Annotated in this window: 13 protein-coding genes; 12 read left to right on the top strand and 1 reads right to left on the bottom strand. The window is 66.6% G+C overall.

Annotation, left to right across the window (positions count from 1 at the left end; translation table 11 throughout):
• Positions 1–153: 153 nt before the first annotated feature.
• Positions 154–2,130, top strand: coding sequence for an MHYT domain-containing protein (locus tag H162_RS32490; RefSeq protein WP_051109872.1), 1,977 nt, complete (start codon positions 154–156; stop codon positions 2,128–2,130).
• Between the two features lie 9 nt (positions 2,131–2,139).
• Here H162_RS32490 and H162_RS0103425 read toward each other — a convergent pair whose 3' ends face one another.
• Positions 2,140–4,158, bottom strand: coding sequence for a tetratricopeptide repeat-containing diguanylate cyclase (locus H162_RS0103425; protein ID WP_229451915.1), 2,019 nt, complete (start codon positions 4,156–4,158; stop codon positions 2,140–2,142).
• Positions 4,159–4,276: 118 nt separating this feature from the next.
• Between H162_RS0103425 and H162_RS33890 the strand changes: the two genes are divergently transcribed.
• The 11 genes from H162_RS33890 to H162_RS30010 all read left to right on the top strand — a co-directional run.
• Complete coding sequence (locus H162_RS33890) at positions 4,277–4,594, top strand: hypothetical protein (protein ID WP_156885452.1); 318 nt, start codon at positions 4,277–4,279, stop codon at positions 4,592–4,594.
• Positions 4,566–5,969 carry a branched-chain amino acid transporter BcaP gene (gene bcaP, locus H162_RS0103420; RefSeq protein WP_026354178.1) on the top strand — a complete coding sequence of 468 codons (1,404 nt, stop codon included), beginning with the start codon at positions 4,566–4,568 and terminating at the stop codon, positions 5,967–5,969. The genes H162_RS33890 and bcaP overlap by 29 nt, the downstream gene beginning before the upstream one ends.
• 104 nt (positions 5,970–6,073) lie before the next feature.
• Positions 6,074–6,691 (top strand): isochorismatase family protein, encoded by a 618-nt coding sequence (locus H162_RS0103415; protein WP_020652046.1) that lies wholly within the window; start codon positions 6,074–6,076, stop codon positions 6,689–6,691.
• A gap of 189 nt (positions 6,692–6,880) precedes the next feature.
• The gene (locus H162_RS0103410) at positions 6,881–8,647 is read left to right on the top strand and encodes a thiamine pyrophosphate-requiring protein (RefSeq protein ID WP_020652045.1); all 1,767 of its coding nucleotides are present in this window, start codon (positions 6,881–6,883) and stop codon (positions 8,645–8,647) included.
• Between the two features lie 179 nt (positions 8,648–8,826).
• The gene (locus H162_RS0103405; protein ID WP_020652044.1) at positions 8,827–10,275 is read left to right on the top strand and encodes an iron-containing redox enzyme family protein; all 1,449 of its coding nucleotides are present in this window, start codon (positions 8,827–8,829) and stop codon (positions 10,273–10,275) included.
• Between the two features lie 78 nt (positions 10,276–10,353).
• Complete coding sequence (gene cphA, locus H162_RS0103400; RefSeq protein ID WP_020652043.1) at positions 10,354–12,984, top strand: cyanophycin synthetase; 2,631 nt, start codon at positions 10,354–10,356, stop codon at positions 12,982–12,984.
• Between the two features lie 322 nt (positions 12,985–13,306).
• Positions 13,307–13,594 (top strand): hypothetical protein, encoded by a 288-nt coding sequence (locus H162_RS0103395; protein WP_020652042.1) that lies wholly within the window; start codon positions 13,307–13,309, stop codon positions 13,592–13,594.
• A 527-nt stretch (positions 13,595–14,121) separates the two neighbouring features.
• Positions 14,122–14,907, top strand: a complete 786-nt coding sequence (locus tag H162_RS0103385) for a cysteine hydrolase family protein (RefSeq protein WP_020652041.1) — start codon at positions 14,122–14,124, stop codon at positions 14,905–14,907.
• 17 nt (positions 14,908–14,924) lie between these two features.
• Positions 14,925–15,752 carry a helix-turn-helix domain-containing protein gene (locus H162_RS32485; RefSeq protein ID WP_020652040.1) on the top strand — a complete coding sequence of 276 codons (828 nt, stop codon included), beginning with the start codon at positions 14,925–14,927 and terminating at the stop codon, positions 15,750–15,752.
• A gap of 171 nt (positions 15,753–15,923) precedes the next feature.
• Entirely contained in the window at positions 15,924–18,305 is a 2,382-nt protein-coding gene (locus H162_RS0103375; RefSeq protein ID WP_156885451.1) for a patatin-like phospholipase family protein, read from the top strand.
• 132 nt (positions 18,306–18,437) lie between these two features.
• Positions 18,438–18,637: helix-turn-helix domain-containing protein (locus H162_RS30010; RefSeq protein ID WP_169444429.1), on the top strand; the 200-nt coding region annotated here is incomplete at its 3' end.

Below are 18,637 nucleotides of genomic sequence, written 5' to 3'. Positions count from 1 at the left end.
GCATGAAATCGCGCGGAAGTCCTGCCAGGCCTGTTCCGGCGCCCGCCGCACGCCGTGCCGGGACCTGTGTGTCCGGCCGCGTCGTGTACACTCGGTGCTTGGACAGCTGCCGGTCGCGCAGTGCGCCGGAGTATGACCAACAGTCGAAACCTTATGTTAAGCGGCCATTACGAACCCCTGCTGGTATTAGTGTCGATCCTGGTGGCGATCCTCGCCTCGTACACGGCCTTGAGCATGGCCATGCGGGTCAAGGAAGCGCATGGCCGCGGGCCCTACGCCTGGATCGCCGGCGGGGCGTTCGCCATGGGCAGCGGCATCTGGGCCATGCATTTCGTCGGCATGCTCGCCTTCCGCCTGCCGATGCCGGTCGGCTACGATCCCTGGATTACCTTCGTCTCGTGGCTGCTGCCGGTGATCGTGTCCGGCCTGGCGCTGTGGCAGCTGCGGCACCGCGAGATCGGCGGCCGCCACCTCGCATGGGGCGCGATCCTGATGGGGCTGGGCATCAATGCGATGCACTACACCGGCATGGCCGGCATGCGCATGGATCCGCCGATCACCTACGCTCCCGGACTGTTCGCCGCCTCGGTCGCGATCGCCATCGGCGCCTCGGCGCTGGCCCTGTGGATCGGCTTCCGCCTGCACGACAACGTGCGCCATCCGCGCCTGACCCAGCTCGGCGCCGCGGTGGTGATGGGCGGCGCGATCGCCGGCATGCACTACACCGGCATGGCGGCCGCCCATATCCGCGTCGGCAGCATCTGCCGCGCGGTGGTGGACGGGGTCGACCAGGACCACCTGGCGCTGCTGGTCACGGTGGCCACGGTCGCCATGCTGAGCATTGCGCTGCTGGCCGCGATCTTCGACACCCGCCTGGCGGCGCGCAACCGCACCCTGGCCGCGTCGCTCGAGACCGCCGCGCAGCGCCAGCAGCTCTACCTGCGCGAACAGAAGGCGCGGGTCGAGGCCGAGCACCTGAGCCAGCTGAAGGACGACTTCCTGGCGACCCTGTCGCACGAGCTGCGCACGCCGCTGAACGCGATGCTGGGCTGGTCCCAGCTGCTGCTGCAGGGCTTCCGCGACGACGCCATGCTGCGCCGTGGCCTCGAGACCATCGAGCGCAACGCGCGCGCCCAGTCCCAGCTGATCGAAGACATGCTCGACATGAGCCGCCTGATCGCCGGCAAGGTGCGGGTGGAAGCCAGGCCGATCGCGCCAGCCGATTTCGTCCAGGCCGCCATCGAGACCGCGCGCCCGGCCGCGCTCGGCAAGCATATCCGTCTCAGCGCCGACCTCGGGAACGACATCGGCATGGTCATCGGCGACGTCGGGCGCATGCAGCAGGTGATGTCCAACCTGATCTTGAACGCCATCAAGTTCACCGAGGCGGGCGGCAAGGTCGTCGTCGCGCTGCGCCGCGAGGACGACGGCGTCGCCATCGATGTGAGCGACACCGGCATCGGCATCGAGCCGGATTTCCTTCCCTTCGTGTTCGACCGCTTCCGCCAGGCCGACGCTTCCTCGGCGCGCCGCCACGGCGGCCTCGGTCTCGGGCTGGCGATCGCGCGCCAGCTGGTGGAGCTGCAGGGCGGGACCATCACGGTCGCCAGTCCCGGCGCGGGGCAGGGCGCCACCTTCACCCTGCACCTGCCGGCGTCCGGCGCCGGCGCGGCGCCGGCCACGGCGCCCGAGGCGCGCGTGGCCCATGCGGCGGCGAAGGCCACGGCCGACCTGTCCGGCCTGACGGTGCTGGTGGTGGACGACGAACTCGATTCGCTGGAGCTGGTGCAGCAGGTGCTGGCCGACACCCAGGCCACGGTCCTGACCGCGATGAACGCCCCCGAGGCGCTGCGCGTCATCGAGCGGCGCCGGCCCGACCTGTTCATCAGCGACATCGGCATGCCGCTGATGGATGGTTTCGAGCTGATCGGCCATGTGCGCGCACTGCGCGACCGCCAGGCGGCGGCGGTGCCGGCGATCGCCCTGACCGCGTTCTCGCGCAAGGAAGACCAGCAGCGCGCGCTCGAAGCGGGCTTCGACGAATACCTGGCCAAGCCCTTGCGGCCCGCGGTGCTGGTGCAGACCGTGGTCGCGATCGCCGAACGCAAGGCGCTGCTGCGCGCGGTCTAGTGCGGCCGGTCAGGCCTGCGCGGGCAGGCCAGGCAGCACCAGGTGCAGGTCCAGGCCGTCGGCCGGGTCGGCGCCCGCCGGCGCATGCAGGCCTGCGACGATGAAGCCGCGGTTGCGGCCCGCTTCCTTGCCCTTGTACAGGGCGCGGTTGGCCAGCGCGATCGCCTGTTCCCAGCCACTGACGCCATCGAGGCCGGGCGCCAGCGGCAGCGCGATGGCGCCGGCCGTCGCGCTCACCTGCAGCGCGCTGCCGTCGTCCAGCAGCACCGGCGTGGCCGCGATCGTGTGCAGGATGCGCTGCACCAGCAAGGGACGCTGGGCCGGGCTCACGCCCTGCGAATACACCAGGAATTCCTCGCCGCCCCAGCGCAGCACCATGTCGGTGTCGCGCACCGCGTGGCGCAGGCGCCGGCCGACCTCGACCAGCACGGCGTCGCCGGCCGCATGGCCGTATTCGTCGTTGATGCGATTGAAGTGGTCGATGTCGAGCAGGGTGAAGCAGTCGGCGGCGTCGACCCGCGGCGCGGCTTCGGCGGTGCGGTTGCGCATGCGCTCCTGGAAGGAACGGCGGTTGAACAGGCCGGTCAGCGGGTCGTGCGCCGAGCGGTAGGCCAGTTCCTCGTTCAGCTCGGCCAGGCGGCGGCCGGTGCGCACCGAGCGCTGGTACAGCGTGAAGACGAAGCCCGACAGCACCAGCGCCAGCGCGGCGGCCAGCCAGGCCACGGCCTGGCGCAGGCTGCGGTTGCGGATCTCGACATCCTTGACCGCGTTTTCCTGGCGCAGGTTGTCGATCTGGGCAGCCCGCTCCTTGGCCTTGAACTGCTCCTGCAGGGCCGAAATGGCCTTGTTGCGTTCGTTCAGCGAAAGGTCGGCCAGGATCGCTTCGCGATCGCGCACCGTGGCCAGCGCCTCGCGGTGCATGCCGGCCTGTTCCAGCGCTGCGCTCTTCTCGCCCAGCAGGCTGGCCAGGTCCGAGTTCGCCCCGGTCTTGCGCAAGGCGTCGACGACCCGGTCGACATACGCCAGGCCTTCACGCATGCGGCCCTTGCCGAACAGGGCGAAGCCGAGCCTGGCCTGGGCCATCTCCAGGCTGTTCTGGTCCTGGATCTGCCGCGCCAGCGGCAGCGCGACCCGCGCCGCGCGCTCGGCCTCGTCGTAGCGCTGCGCCTTCAGGTGCGCATCGGCGACGTTGCCGAGGATGTTCGCTTCCAGCGAACGCAGTTCGTTGGCGCGCGCCAGCGCCAGCGCGCGGTCGAAGGCCGCCAGCGCCTCGTCGATCCGCCTGGTGCCGACCAGGGCGCGGCCTTCCAGGAAGTGCAGGGAGGCGGCGATGCGCGCCGGGACCGGCCCGGTGGCGCGGAACTCGCGCGTGGTCTCGAGCGCCTTCGCGGGGTCGTCCGCATTCAGGTACAGGCGCGCCAGCGCCAGCCGGAGGTCGGCTTCGCGCGGCGTCCACAGGTCCGGATGGCGCTGCACCATGTCCAGTCCGCGCAGGTAATGGCCCAGCGCACGGTCATACTGGCCCATGCTGTCGTAGGCCATGCCATGGACGAGTTCGAGGCTGGCCAGGAAGCCCGGGTCGTCCAGGCCGCGGAAGCGCGCGCGCAGGCTTTCCAGCATGGCGAGCGCCGCGTACGGGTCGTTGTTGTCGAGCTGGCGGTGGATGCGCACCACGCTGGCCAGCGCGACCTCGACCCGGTCGCGCTCGGCCTCGGCCAGTTGCAGGATCCGTTCGTTGACCTCGTAGGCCTCGGGCAGCTGGCCGGCGTCGGTCTGGATGCGGCGCAGCAGGCGCAGGTAGCGCAGGCGGACCGCGTAGGAACTGCCCGCGGTGAGCGCCTGTTCCTCGTCCAGCAGCGCCAGGCGCGCCTTCGCATTGCTTTGCTCGGACAGCAGCTGGATCTCGTGCAGCCGCCCCTCGGGGTCGGCCGCGTGCGCCGGCAGGGCCAGGGCCGCCGCCAGCAGCCCGGCCGGGGCAGCCATGCGCAAGGCGCACAGCGCCGTGCGCAACGGCTGTCGAGTCTTCATCTGGTTCCGGGCGGCTGCCGAGCTTGGGGTGTAAAAAAATAGTCGCGTTGTCAAGCCGCCATTGCGGTGACGGGCGCGGGCTGGAAGAATTGGTCAGGCCATTATGGGATGTTGACGTATGGAAAGCAAGTTTGGGGGTGGCCGGGGAGGTGTATACGCAACGGTCAACTTTTTTCGCCTTTTATCGACCGAATTGGGTGCAGTGCTTCACTTTGCTTTGATTCCGAACAACATTCTGGCGATAATGGCGCGTCTGCGAGAATATTGCCTGCAGGCGGAAGCAAAGGCGGTTTCAAGTCAGGCTGCGGTCAAACAGGCCGCGGACCAAGAGCGCGACGCACGACCTGCGCCAGCTGCAATAACGACAAGACGCGAGACCAAACACTATTTTGATTGGAGAACACGTAGTGAGTATTTTCAGAACCAAGAATCTTGACACCATGGTGGCCGCTAGCCGCGCGTCCGGCTCGGGTGGACTCAAGAAGGTACTGGGTCCGACCGACCTGGTACTGATGGGCATCGGCGCCATTGTCGGCACCGGTATCTTCGTGCTCACCGGCACGGGCGCGGTCACGGCCGGCCCGGCGCTCACCATCTCCTTCGTCGTCGCGGCGCTCGCCTGCGCCTTTGCCGCCCTCTGCTACGCGGAATTCGCTTCCACCGTGCCGGTCGCCGGCTCGATCTATACCTACAGCTACGCCACCCTGGGCGAACTGGTGGCCTGGATGATCGGCTGGGACCTGCTGCTCGAGTACGGCCTGGCCACCTCGACCGTGGCGGTCGGCTGGTCGGGTTACTTCCAGTCGCTGCTGAAAGGCTTCGGCGTGGTGCTGCCGGCCGCGCTGAGCGCCGCCCCGGGCGCGGTCCCGGGCGTCGAGACCCTGTTCAACCTGCCGGCCTTCCTGATCATGATCATCCTGACCGGCATGCTGTCGCTGGGCATGCGCGAGTCGGCGCGCCTGAACAACGTCATGGTCATCATCAAGACCGGCGTGGTGCTCCTGTTCATCGCCGTCGGCACCTTCCACGTCAAGCCGGACAACTGGCAGCCGTTCATGCCCTACGGCATGGGCGGGGTGATGAGCGCGGCCGCGCTGGTGTTCTTCGCCTTCATCGGCTTCGACGCCGTGACCTCGGCTGCCGAGGAAGTCAAGAATCCGACCCGTGACCTGCCGATCGGCATCATCGGTTCGCTGGCCGTCTGCACCGTGCTGTACGTGATCGTGGCCGCCATCATGACCGGCATCGTTCCCCACATGGACTTCAAGGGCGTCGACCACCCGGTCTCGCTGGCCCTGCAGGTGGCGGGCGAGGACTGGGTCGCCGGCTTCGTCGACCTGGCCGCGATCCTGGGCATGAGCACCGTGATCCTGGTGATGGCCTATGGCCAGACCCGCATCCTGTTCGCGATGTCGCGCGACGGCCTGCTCCCTGGCAAGCTGTCGAAAGTGCATCCGAAGTACGGCACCCCGTTCTTCGCCACCTGGATGGTCGGCATCATCTTCGGCCTGATCGCCGCCGTGGTGCCGCTGGGCGTGCTGGCCGAGCTGGTCAACATCGGCACCCTGGCCGCGTTCTCGCTGGTGTCGGTGGCCGTGATCATCCTGCGCAAGAAGCGTCCGGACCTGCACCGCGCCTTCCGCTGCCCGGGCGTGCCGGTCATCCCGGCGCTGGCCGTGGTGTTCTGCCTGGCCCTGATGTCCTTCCTGAGCTGGCACACCTGGGTCGCCTTCGGGATCTGGCTGGCGATTGGCCTGGCCGTCTACTTCGGCTACGCGCGCAAGCGTTCCCTGCTCAACGCGACCGCCTGAGCGTCCTCCGGGCTTGCCCGCCCCGCTGCAGGCAAGCCCCTCCCGTGATAAGCTGAAACGTGGTGCGCCGTCCCGGCGCGCCACGATCACGCGGAGACCATTCCATGAGTGCCATCGTACTCGGCAAGGGCGACGCCCTCCTGATCGTCGACCTGCAGCGCGACTTCCTGCCGGGCGGCAGCCTGGGCGTCCCACAGGGCGACCTCGTCATCGCGCCGATCAATGAACTGATCCGGCTGTACCACGAACGCGGCCTGCCGGTCTACGCTTCGCGCGACTGGCATCCCGCCGACCATGTCTCGTTCGCCGCCCAGGGCGGTCCCTGGCCGCCGCACTGCGTGGCCGGCAGCGAAGGCGCGCGCTTCGGCAGCGACCTGCAACTTCCTCCTGATGCCATCGTCGTCTCCAAGGCCGAAACCGCCGCGCAGGATGCCTACTCGGCCTTCAACGGCACCGGGCTGGCGCGCCGCCTGCGCGAGCAGGGCGTGAGCCGGCTTGCCGTGTGCGGGCTGGCGACCGACTACTGCGTGCTGAACACCGTACTGGACGGCATCGGGGAAGGCTTCGAAGTGCTGCTGGCGCCCGATGCGACCCGCGCCGTGAACGTGTCGCCCGGCGACGGCGACCGCGCCATGACGCGGATGCTGATGCGCGGCGCGGTGCCGGTGCGGCTGTCGGGCGGCCACCTGATCGCCGACGCGGCGCTCGGCGCCCAGCTCTGAGCCCGGCGCCCGGTCCGGCGCCTTGTGAGCGCTGGCGCACAGTCGGACGCCGCTCCAGGACGTAGAGTGCACGCTCCGCCCGCCGCCTGGATGGTGCGGGCCAAGCCATCCGTCAAGGGAGGAGCGTCATGACAGCAGGGGCAATCCACGACACGGGCGCCGCGGCGCCGCGCGCATAGGGAGGCCGCCATGGCGACGGTCGGCGACTTCCTCCTCGGGCGGCTCGGACAATGGGGCGTCCGCCGCATCTACGGCTATCCCGGCGACGGGATCAACGGCATCCTGGCCGCCTTCGGGCGCCAGCAATCCATCGAGTTCGTGCAGACCCGGCACGAAGAGATGGCGGCCTTCATGGCCTGCGGCCATGCCAAGTTCACGGACGAGGTCGGGGTCTGCCTGGCCACCTCGGGACCGGGCGCGATCCACCTGCTCAACGGCCTGTACGACGCCAAGCTGGACCACCAGCCGGTGGTCGCGATCGTGGGCCAGCAACAGCGCGCGGCCTTGGGAGCCCACTACCAGCAGGAGGTCGACCTGGTGTCGCTGTTCAAGGATGTCGCCGGCGAGTTCGTGCAGATGGCGAGCAGCCCGGAGCAGGTGCGCCACCTGGTCGACCGCGCCCTGCGGATCGCCCAGTCGCAGCGCTGCGTTACCTGCATCATCCTCCCCAGCGACCTCCAGGAACAGGACGCGGTGCCCAGCCCGCCGCGCAAGCACGGCAGCACCTATACCGGCGTCGGCGCGGCGCGCGCCGCCGCCACCCCGCCCGAGGACGGGTTGCGCGCCGCGGCCGAGGTGCTCAACGCCGGCGCCAGGGTGGCGATCCTGGCCGGCGCCGGCGCCCACGGCGCGACCGACGAACTGCTCGCCGTGGCCGAACTGCTCGGCGCCGGCATCGCCAAGGCCCTGCTGGGCAAGGCCGTGGTGCCGGACGACCTGCCGTTCTGCACCGGCACCATCGGCATGATCGGGACCAGGGCCAGCGCCGACATGATGAACGAATGCGACACCCTGCTGATGGTCGGCTCGAGCTTCCCGTATGCGGAGTTCCTGCCGCCGGACGGCCAGGTGCGCGCCGTGCAGATCGACATCGACGCCCGCATGCTGAGCCTGCGCTATCCGATGGAAGTGAACCTGGCGGGCGACGCCCGCGCCACCCTGCGCGCCCTGGTCCCGCTGCTGCAGCGGAAACCCGAGCGCACCTGGCGCGCGCGGATCGAGCGCAATGTGGCCGACAGCTGGCGCCAGCTTGAGGAGCGCGCCGCCAGGCCGGCCGATCCCGTCAATCCGCAGCGCGCCTTCACCGAGCTCTCGAAGCGCCTGCCCGACGACGCGATCCTGGCCGCCGACTCCGGCTCGGTGTCGGCCTGGTATGCGCTGCACCTGCGGGTGCGGCGCGGCATGCTGGCCTCGCTGTCCGGCGGGCTGGCGACCATGGGCTCGGCGGTGCCGTACGCATTCGCGGCCAAGATGGCGCATCCTGGCCGGCCGGTGATCGCGCTGGCCGGCGACGGCGCCATGCAGATGAACGGCCTGAATGGCCTGATCACGATCGCCCGGCACTGGCAGCGCTGGAGCAACCCGACCCTGGTGGTGCTGGTCCTGAACAACCGCGACCTCAACTTCGTGACCTGGGAGCAGCGCGGCATGCAGGGCGAACCGAAATACGAACCCTCGCAGGTGCTGCCGGACCTTTCGTATGCCGCCTTCGCCGGCATGCTGGGCCTGGAAGGCGAGCGGGTCGAGGCCCCCGGGGCGCTGGGCGCGGCCTGGGACCGGGCCCTGCAGGCGCGGCGCCCGTTCGTGCTGGAAGTGCTGGCCGACCCGAACATCCCGCCGTTCCCGCCCCATATCGTCGACCAGCAGGAACAGCAGGTGCGCGAGGCGATCGCGAAGGGCGATCCCGAAGCCGGCGACGCGGCGCGCGGGATCGAGCAGCAGGGGGGAGGACGATAGGCCGCTCCCCGGCAGCCGGCCCCGCATCGCCGGCTGCCGGACCATGTCATGGCAATGTGATATTTTTTTGTAATCCCTCTCTTACAGTCTCTCAGCGCGCCTACCGATTCTCGTGCGAAGCTCCAGTCCGGATAATGTCTTATATCGTCGTCAACATTCACCAGAACGATCCGAGACCCATGACTTCCACGCTGTTAGCCGACGCACCAGGCGTCGCCGTTACCCAGGCTCCAGGCGCCGCCGAGCGCGCCAGGCACCTCTATTTTTCGCTCTACGACGACCCCGCCGCCATCCCCGGGGAGGCGCAATCCTTCCTTGCCGAGCAGATCGCCGCCGCATCCGCGCTGCCCGCCGACCTGCCTCCGACCCTGGTCGGGATGCCGGCCTGGATCGAGGAGCGCACCGACGCCGTGGGCGCGCAGTATCGCGACTACCTCGCTGCGCGCAAGGCGGGCGCGCCGCGCCGCTATTTCCATTGCCGCGCGCATGCGCTGTACTTCCTGAAAGGCGTGGCGCCGACCAAGCTGGTCGACGGCGCCTGGCTGTACGGCTTGCTGCGGCAGTGGGACAAGCCCGCTTGCCATCCCTTGATCAAGACCTACCTGGAAGAGCTGGGCGAGGGCGTGCCGGACAAGAACCATGTCACCATCTACCGCAAGCTGCTGGCCACCCACGGCTGCGAAGGATGGGAAGAGCTCGACGACAGCCACTTCCTGCAGGGCGCGATCCAGCTGGCCCTGGGCCACCATGCCGAACGCTTCCTGCCCGAAGTCATCGGCTACAACCTGGGCTACGAGCAGCTGCCGCTGCACCTGCTGATCACGTCCTACGAGCTGAACGAGCTCGGGATCGATCCCTACTACTTCACCCTGCACGTCACGGTCGACAATGCCGCCAGCGGCCATGCGCGCAAGGCGGTGCAGGCGCTGGCCGACCTGATGCCGCGCGTGGGCGACCGCGAGGCCTTCTACCGCCGCGTGCTGGACGGCTACCGCCTCAACGAACTCGGGGCAAGCACCACCTCGGTGATCGCCGGCTTCGACCTGCAGGCGGAACTGGTGGACATCCTGGCCGCGAAGAGCAAGGTCGGCAAGAACATGCATTCGGATTACTGCCGCGTCGCGGGCCGCTCGGTCAACGACTGGCTGCTCGATCCGGCGCGCATTCCGGACTTCCTGGCCGCGCTCGAACAGGCGGGCTGGATCAAGCGCGGCGAGGACGTCGAGCACAGCCGCTTCTGGCGCCTGGTGCACGGCGAGCGGGCCGAGATGTTCGGCGTCTTCAACGCCTACGAGCAGCAGGTCCTGCGCGACTGGATCACCACGGCCCCGGACGGTGAAACCGCCGCCGGCCCCCGCGTGCTGACCCACCGCGCGCGCCGGCGCACGCTCGACACCCTGGGCCAGGATGCCGGACGCGGCGCCGCCTTCCCGGAGCGCGGCCTGATCCGCCGCCACCGCTCGGAAGAGACGGGCAACGAGCTGCGCCTGCTGGAGCAGCAGGTGGCGTCCGCCAGCGGCAAGCAGGAAGCGATGGAGCTGCTGGCCGGGCTGATGTCGCCCGAGGTGCACCATACCGCGGTGGGCCTGATGGCCACCCGCCTGTACACGCGCCTGTTCGACGCCTGAGACACGCCGGCGGCGCAAAGGAGGCGGCGTCCCAGGGGCGCCGCGCCTGCACTCAACAATTATTAGAAGGAATCACCGGTGCACATCCTCGAACAACGCTTCCTGCGCGGACCGAATATCCACGCCGATTCGCCTTGCCTCTTGAGCGTCCTCGACCTCGAGGAGCTGTATGGGCGCTCGACCCGGGATCTCCCGGGTTTCAATGACGCGCTCCTTGCCATGCTGCCTTCGCTGCACGGGCAACTGGTCCCGAACGGCCAGCCCGGCGGCTTCGCCCAGCGCCTGCGCGAAGGCACCTACCTCGGCCGCGTGGTCGAGCATGTGACGCTCGAGCTCCAGACCAAGGCCGGCGCGCCGGCCAGCTTCGGGCGCACGCGCCCGGTCACGGGCGAGCCGGGCCTGTTCCGCATCGTCTGCGCCTATGGCTGCGAGAAGCTGGCCCAGCCCGCATTCCAGCTGGCGGTCGACCTGGTCGGCGCGCTGGCGCGCGGCGAGGCGTTCGAGCTCGCGCCGCGCATGGACGAACTGCGCGAGCTCGCGGCGCGCTACGCGGTCGGCACCAGCACCGCCGCGGTGCTGGCGGCGGCGCACGAGCGCGGCATCCCGACCCAGCGCATCACCGAAGACGCCAACCTGTTCCTGCTGGGCTGGGGCGCGAAGCAGAAGCGCCTGCAGGCCACCACCACCGGCGACACCAGCTTCATCGCGGTCAAGATCGCGAGCGACAAGCAGCTGACCAAGGCCCTGCTCAAGGAAGCCGGGGTGCCGGTGCCGGAAGGCGAGACGGTGACGACCCTGGAAGCGGCCCAGCGCGCAGCAAGCCGCCTGCGCGGGCCGGTCACGGTCAAGCCGCTCGACGCCAACCAGGGCAAGGGCGTGACGGTCGGCTGCGCCACCCCGGACCAGGTCGAGCGCGCCTTCGCCTTCGCGCGCGAGTACGCCCGCCGCATCATCGTCGAACGCCACGTCGAGGGCCACGACTACCGCGTTCTGGTGACGGGCGGAAAGGTCGCGGCCGCGTCTTTGCGCCGTCCTGCGCACGTGGTCGGCGACGGCGAACGGACCGTGCGCCAGCTGGTCGAGATCGAGAACGGCAAGCCGGCGCGCGGCGCGGGACACACGAACATCCTGACCAGGATCGCGCTCGACGAACACGCGGCCGACATGCTGGCCCGGCAGGGCCACGACTTCGACACCGTGCTGGCGCACGGCGCGATTGCCGAGCTGCGCGGCAACGCCAACCTGTCCACCGGCGGCACCGCCGAAGACGTGACCGAGCTGCTGCCCGCATCGACCCGCGCCCTGTGCGTGCGCGCCGCCGCCAAGATCGGGCTGGACGTGGCCGGGATCGACATCGTGTGCAAGGACATCTCCCAGCCGCTGGCGGAGCAGCACGGCGCCGTCATCGAAGTCAACGCGGCGCCGGGCATCCGCATGCACCAGTATCCGAGCAGCGGCGCCGCGCGCGACGCCGGCGACGCCATCGTCGAGGGCCTGATGGGCGATTCCGACGGGCGCATCCCGCTGGTCGCGCTGACCGGCACCAACGGCAAGACCACCACCACGCTGCTGATCGCGCACACGGTGCGCATGGCAGGCCTGACCACGGGCGTGACCACCACCGAGGGCGTGTTCATCGACGGCAAGCAGATCGTCAAGGGCGACTGCACCGGCTACTGGTCGGCGCGCACCGTGCTGGCCGACCCCAGCGTCGAGTTCGCGGTGCTCGAGACGGCGCGCGGCGGCATCCTCAAGCGCGGCCTGGCCTACGACCGCTGCGACGTCGGCATCGTGCTCAACGTCGCCGCCGACCATCTCGGCCTGGACGGCATCGACACCATCGAGGACCTGGCGCAGGTGAAGGCGGTGGTGGCGCTGTCTGCCTCGAAGGCGGCCGTGCTCAACGCCGAGGATGCGCTGTGCGTCGCGATGGCGCGCCGCGTCAGGCCCGGCGCCGACATCGTGTTCTTCTCGATGGAAGCCGAGAACCCGGTCCTGATCAAGCACCTGGCCGACGGCGGGCGCGGGGTCTACCTGCAGGACGGCGCCGTGGTCGTGGCCGACGGCCGCCGCCACCAGGCCATCGTCAAGGTCGACGCCATGCCGGTCGCGTTCGGGGGAAGGGCGCGCTTCAACATCGCCAACAGCCTGGCGGCGGCCGCCGGCCTGATGGCGGCCGGCTTCAACAACATGCAGATCGCGGCCGGGCTCTCGACCTTCGTCTCGAACGGGCGCACCAATCCGCTGCGCACCAACATGTTCGACGTGCGCGGCGTGACGGTGATCGTCGACTACGCCCACAATGCCGCCGCCTACGCGGCGATGGCGGAAATGGCGCGCGCCATGCTGCCCGGGCAGCTGGTGGGGATCGTCACCGCGCCGGGCGACCGCCGCGACAAGGACCTGCGCGAGATCGGCATGGTCTGCGGCGAGCGCTTCGACGAGCTGGTGGTGTACGAGTCGCAGAGCCGCGGCCGCCCGGTGGGCGACGCGGTCGACCTGATCCTCGAGGGGGCGGAAGAAGCAGTCGGCATCAGCGACACGCTGCACCGCCAGCTCGAAGTCGGTCCGGCGATCCGCCTCGGCCTGAGCCTGTGCCGGCCGGGCGACGTGCTGGTGTTCGCGTGCGGCTCCTCGCTGTCGGTGTTCGTCGAGGCGATCCGGGTGACCGATCCGGAAAGCGCGGACCTGATCGCGGCGCAGGTGTAAAAACGGCCTTGTTCCGGTGGAGGCGGCCCGCGTGGCCGCCTCTTTCGTTGTGCGCCCGGCATGGGCGCACTCATGGGCTCCGTCGGCTCCCCGGTGGGAGCAGCGAGGCGCTTCCAGTAGCGCCACCGGACTGCATCATGGAGCGAACCGGGCATCGTACCGCTGAACTCGACGCCGGCGTGTCTGAAGCGCCCAAAGGTGGATATGTCCGCCCGGAATTCAAAGATGAGGGGACTTTCATTGACGCGCCGATTATGCACGCTAAGCTTCAAACAAGGGGCGGTGTCCAGTGGCAGCCTCGTCAACCGAAAGGAGAACCGACATGGCTTACGGCATTACGCATTTCTATCCTGGTGGTACCAAGGAACAATACGAGGCGTCCATTGCGGCGTTGCATCCCAGCAGAGAGAGCTTGCCGAAAGGCCAGGTTTTCCACGCGGCTGGCCCATCGCTCGGCGGTTGGATGGTCGTGGCTGTCCATGATACGAAGGCGAGTTGGGAACAGTTTCGCGACGAAATCCTGATGCCAAGATTGGCACAAGGTATCCATGGCGGATTCACCACCTCACCACAGGAAACGGCGTTCGAGGTTCACAACTTGCAGCCGTAACCTGCCCTCATTCCAGCCTGGAGTCCTGGTCGCAAGCGTATTTCGGATACGGCGCTGGAGCGAGGAAAGTATCGATGGCGGATGTAATCCTGGCCTTGAGTCGTTCACTGCCAGCATCTTGCATATCGTTGTGTCGGGAGCCTTCGATGTGGACCACGCAGGTAGCGTAGCGGCTCCGTTCTTCCTCGTTCAGCAGGAAGCCATGGCCATAGGCAAGTCAAACAGCAAGGGGATGAGGGCGAGCAGGCGGCGCATGAGAACTTTTCTTGATAGGTGGCGGTAGTGCTGGATCCGGCGTTGCTGCTGAGTGTCTGATGAAATAGAGACGAGGGCAATAGGCATGTGAGCAAATGACTGGGCGATGTGACGAGTGACCGACCGCTTCGATGTGGAAACCGGAAGCTGGAGCCCGCCAGTGAAGCGGCCACTCCAATGCCGATGGCGGAACGAATGAGAACTTTCTGCGTACCAATTCGTTCGCGCCCATCCCTACCATGGAGTCTCCATCACCTGACCGGAGACCGACCATGCAATCCCTCAAGACCCTCGTTCCACTCCACCTGTGCGCCCTCGCGGCCGCCCTGGCGCTCGCCACTCCGGCCGGCGCTGCGGGCACGAATCCGTACGCCGACCCGGCCCGGCCGGCCTTGCCCGCCTCCACCTTTCAGTGGGATACCAGCCGCACCGCCATGGTCGTGATCGATCCGCAAATCGACTTCATGAGCCCGAAAGGCGGGGCCTGGGCCATCATGGGCGAAAGCGTCACCGAGCAAAAGCTGGTGCCGCACCTGCAGCAGCTGTTCGCCGCCTCCAAGCGCGCCGGCATGACGGTCGCCATCTCGCCGCACTACTATTACCCGCATGACCACAAGTGGAAATTCCAGGCGCCCGCGGAAAGCGTGCAGCACAAGCTGGGCATCTTCGAACGCAACAAGGGCGCGCTGAACCTGGATGGCTTCCTCGGTTCCGGCGCAGACTTCATGCCGGAATTCAAACAGTACATCGAGGACGGACACACGCTGATCGCGTCGCCGCACAAGCTGTATGGCCCGCAGAGCAACGACCTGATGCTCCAGCTCCACAAGCAGGGCATCGACAAGATCGTCCTCACCGGCATGGCGTCCAATCTGTGCGTAGAATCCCATTTGCGCGAGTTCCTCGAGCGCGGCTTCGAAGTGGTGGTGGTGCGCGATGCGATCGCCGGACCCAAGCTTCCCGATGGCGACGGCTACGGCAGCGCACTGGTGAATTTCCGCTACATCGCGAATGCCGTCATGACGACGGACGAGGTACTGAAGCGCCTGGAAAAATGATTGGACGGGAGGACACGATGGCGCTGACTCTGGACCAGGCCCTGGGACAACTGGATATCTCGGCGGTGGCGATCGGGCGTGTCGACCACCCCGGGACCGGCATGCCGGCGCCGGCGGCGGGGCAGGTGCACTTCATCGCCGTCCTCCATGGCGCGGGGATGCTGGCTTGCGCCGGCGGACCCCGTGCGGTGCGGGCCGGCCAGCTGCTGCTGTTGCCGCGCGACGCCGCACCGCAGGCGGGCGCCGGCCTGGAACTGGCGCACTGCCTGCTCGGCGCCCGGCTGCTGGACGGCCGCAGCCTGTTCGACTTCCTGCCGCTGCCGCACACCCTGGACGCTGGCGGCAGCGAGCTGTTCACGGGCGCCATTCCCGAAATGCTGCGCGAAGCCGCCCACGGCGGCCCCGGTTCGTCCGCCATCGTCACCTGCCTGGCGCGGCGCCTGGTCACGACCCTGGTCCGGGACGCCTGGCCGGATGCCACCGCGATCCAGCCCGCCGGCGTCGACAGCAAGCGCGAGCAGCTGCGCAGGATCATCGAGCTGATGCGGAAGGATCCGGCGCGCGACTACACCCTGGATGGCCTGGCCGACGCGGCGGGGATGAGCCGTACCGTCTTTCACCGGGAATTCAAGCAGGCCTATGGCGGCTCGCCCCTGAGCGTGCTGCGCGAGATCCGCCTGAAGCGGGCCGAGGAACTGCTGGCCCACACCGACATGCCGATCAAGACCATCACCGGTCGGCTGGGATATCGCAGCCGCAGCCACTTCTGGAAGCTGTTCAAGGATACCCACGGTATCGATCCCGAACAGTTCCGGCAGCAGGGCGCTGCCCGGCTGCCGTCTTGATGCTTCACAAGTGAATTTGTCGGATTGCTTGGAGACGTCAATCTGTGGTTTTTTTCACCGGGCCGTTATGCGCCAGGAGTCAGCTCACTCATTTTCGAATAAGCTGGAATATATATTCAGGCAGGTTTCATATATCTGTTGTGTGTTCGTGGTTTCTTGAGGAGCCGTGCCATGTCACGCTTGCTCGGCATGTGGAGGGGGTATCTCGAAGAGAACCGACCGGGAGCTCCAGATAACATCAGGTCGGCGATCCGCACGCTCGCATGCCTCTTCCTCCTCGTCACACTATCGGCATGTGTTACGAAATACCCCAAATCGGAACCGCCCATCGGACTGGAATTTCCTCTGGATGAGTGTAGCGATTCTGTTCTCACCCGTGTCGGTAAAGATGTGAAGGCGCCAAAAAGCAGAGAGAAGATTGATCCGACATCGCTCTGTGTGACCGCGCCGATCGGCGAAGTGGCACAGCCCGGAACGAACAAAGAAGAACGGCGTGAGATCGAGGCCCGGGCGTTTTCAGGTGCGGAAGCAGTCTTGCGCGGCAAACTGGAGCCGCCATTTGCGGCAGGCGCGGCCGCTCCGCGTTTCGGGCTGGCCTTGTCCGGCGGGGGCAGCAAGGCATCGGCCTTCACAGTCGGTGTCATGGCCGGCTTGTCCGATCACGATCTTCTCGACCGCGCGGACTTTATCAGCACGGTATCTGGCGGCGGATATGCTGCATATTTCTACTATGCGCACCGGATCTTCCCTGTTGTGAGGCCGGGTCACGGCACTACGCCAGATACCGCGGCGCTGTATAACGATTGCATCGGCATGCCGGACCGCGTGATCGCCACATGCACGGTCATTGCGGCGATCGGCAAGGTCAATCACTGTCCCCGGCTTGGGTTGGTACCGAACCCGGCCAACGACGACGTTGCCCAAACGATTCGCTACCAGGCGTTCCTGAGATGTACACAAGACGTATTGCAGCCGGGCGAATGCGATACGCGGACAACAAGGGGATTTGATTGGGGAATTTCGAAGATCAGCCTGCTCGGGAGCATTAGTCTGTTCCCGCTGAGCAATATCTCGAATACGCTATTCGACTGGGGCTTGTCGACATCGCCCTCCGGTCGCACTTATCACGACGGTATCGGCATCAGTAATGGGGCGACGGTGTCCCGGCCGAGTGCGTTCCCAAAGGGGATAGAGCAGAGCAGGTCATTCTGTGATTCCGCATCGGTAAAGGCAAGCGAAATGCTGGATTGCAAGCCGAACGTTTTCGATCCCGATCCGGCCCCCATGAGCTTCGACGAGCTTCGATCCGGCTTGCAGAAGCTGAACAGGGTAGCGGGTCGACGCATTCCGTTCTGGATCATCAACGCCACCGCACCGAAGCATCGTAGCGCCTATGGCTGGCTGGTGAAAGCCAGGAAAGACACCAGCAATAACGACATGTTCGAGATGACCGCTGTCAGTCATGGCTCCGGCCGTTATGGCTATGTGTCTGCTCCTGTGTCGATCTACGACATGACAGTATTGGATGCCGTTGCCGCATCGGCCGCCTTTTTCGACTCGAACCAGCTGGTTTATCAGAACCGTCTTGGGAAAAGCATTGTCGCGCTACTGATGCATGTTGGAAACTTGGATTGGGGCTACGACATTCCGAACTACAACGTCTCGATCGATCGAAGGCGACTGCACCGAGCATTGCCAGTACCTTTGTATTACGTGGATGGATATACGGCAACCATGAGCGAGAAGACGGACGAAATGCGTGATCGTAGACGCTCGGTTTACATCCGGCTGATCGACGGTGGTAATTCCGAGAACTTGGGCGTGTATTCGCTCATCAAGAGAAAGACGCGGAATATCCTGATATCCGATGCGGCAGAAGACAAAGACGGGCGCTTTGGTGATATCTGCGGACTTCGGAAACGCTTGCAGTGGGCACCAAAGGAGTGGCCCCGCTATCTCTATGTTCCTGGCCTAGCCGATTTCGAGGAGCATTGCGACAAGAACGAGAAGGGAAAAGGCTACGATGTGTATCGCTGGTTTATCAAGCAACCGGTGTTGTTCGGTTGCGTGAGGCGCCATGAAACCCGCGGAACTGCCGCCGAAGCGTGTCGCCATTTGGGAAAAGAAGATGTGCGCCTTTTTATTGTCAAGCCCGCGATAAATTATCACTACTTTGTACAAGAGCAAGTAATCATGGAAGGCGATGCCCCGAAGGTTGCCCGATGCAATGTGCGGACCGGGGCGGAGAAATGGGAGCAGGGACTTCTCGACTGCGAAGCGGCAGTATTCCTGGTGGCGAACAAGAAGTATCGATCCCGCGACGCGTGTCCGATCTTTCCCCAGCATGAAACCGCCCTGATGACAGCGAATTCCTCATCGACCATGTTTGCAGCCTATCGCGCCCTCGCGCGCCAGTATGCCGGTGGGGTGGCGGAGCTGTTAAAGGCGGCCGTCGATCGCGAGGAGAAAAGCGCCGTCGAGTTCGAGAACGTGGCGGCCGAACAAGGACGAAACCCAATTCCTCGCAGCCATTTCGCTTGCCCGGAAATCTGAGCCGAGGCGGCTCTACAAATACGGCTGACCCGGCGCAACGATGCGCCGCCCAGAAATCGCGATGGGAGCCTAAGTAGTCTCCGAAAATTTTGAGTTAAACTCAGATCGGAGACTGCTGCAGGAGTCACTGCGATGAAACTGTTAATGTTGTCCGATGCCGAGCGTCGGACGCTGCGGGACATGGGGATTTTCCATCCTCATCCACGGGCTCGTATGCGCGCCCAAGGCATCTTGCGGTTGAGTCAGGGACTGACCCTGCAAGAGACTGCTGACGAGTTCTCGGTGCATTTGAACAGTGTCGAGCAATGGCGCCAGCGTTGGAACAAGCTTGG

Source organism: Massilia niastensis DSM 21313 (genome assembly GCF_000382345.1).
GTDB lineage: Bacteria > Pseudomonadota > Gammaproteobacteria > Burkholderiales > Burkholderiaceae_D > Telluria > Telluria niastensis.
The sequence above is the reverse complement of the archived record's forward strand: the minus strand, read 5'-3'. Positions and strand labels throughout refer to the sequence as shown.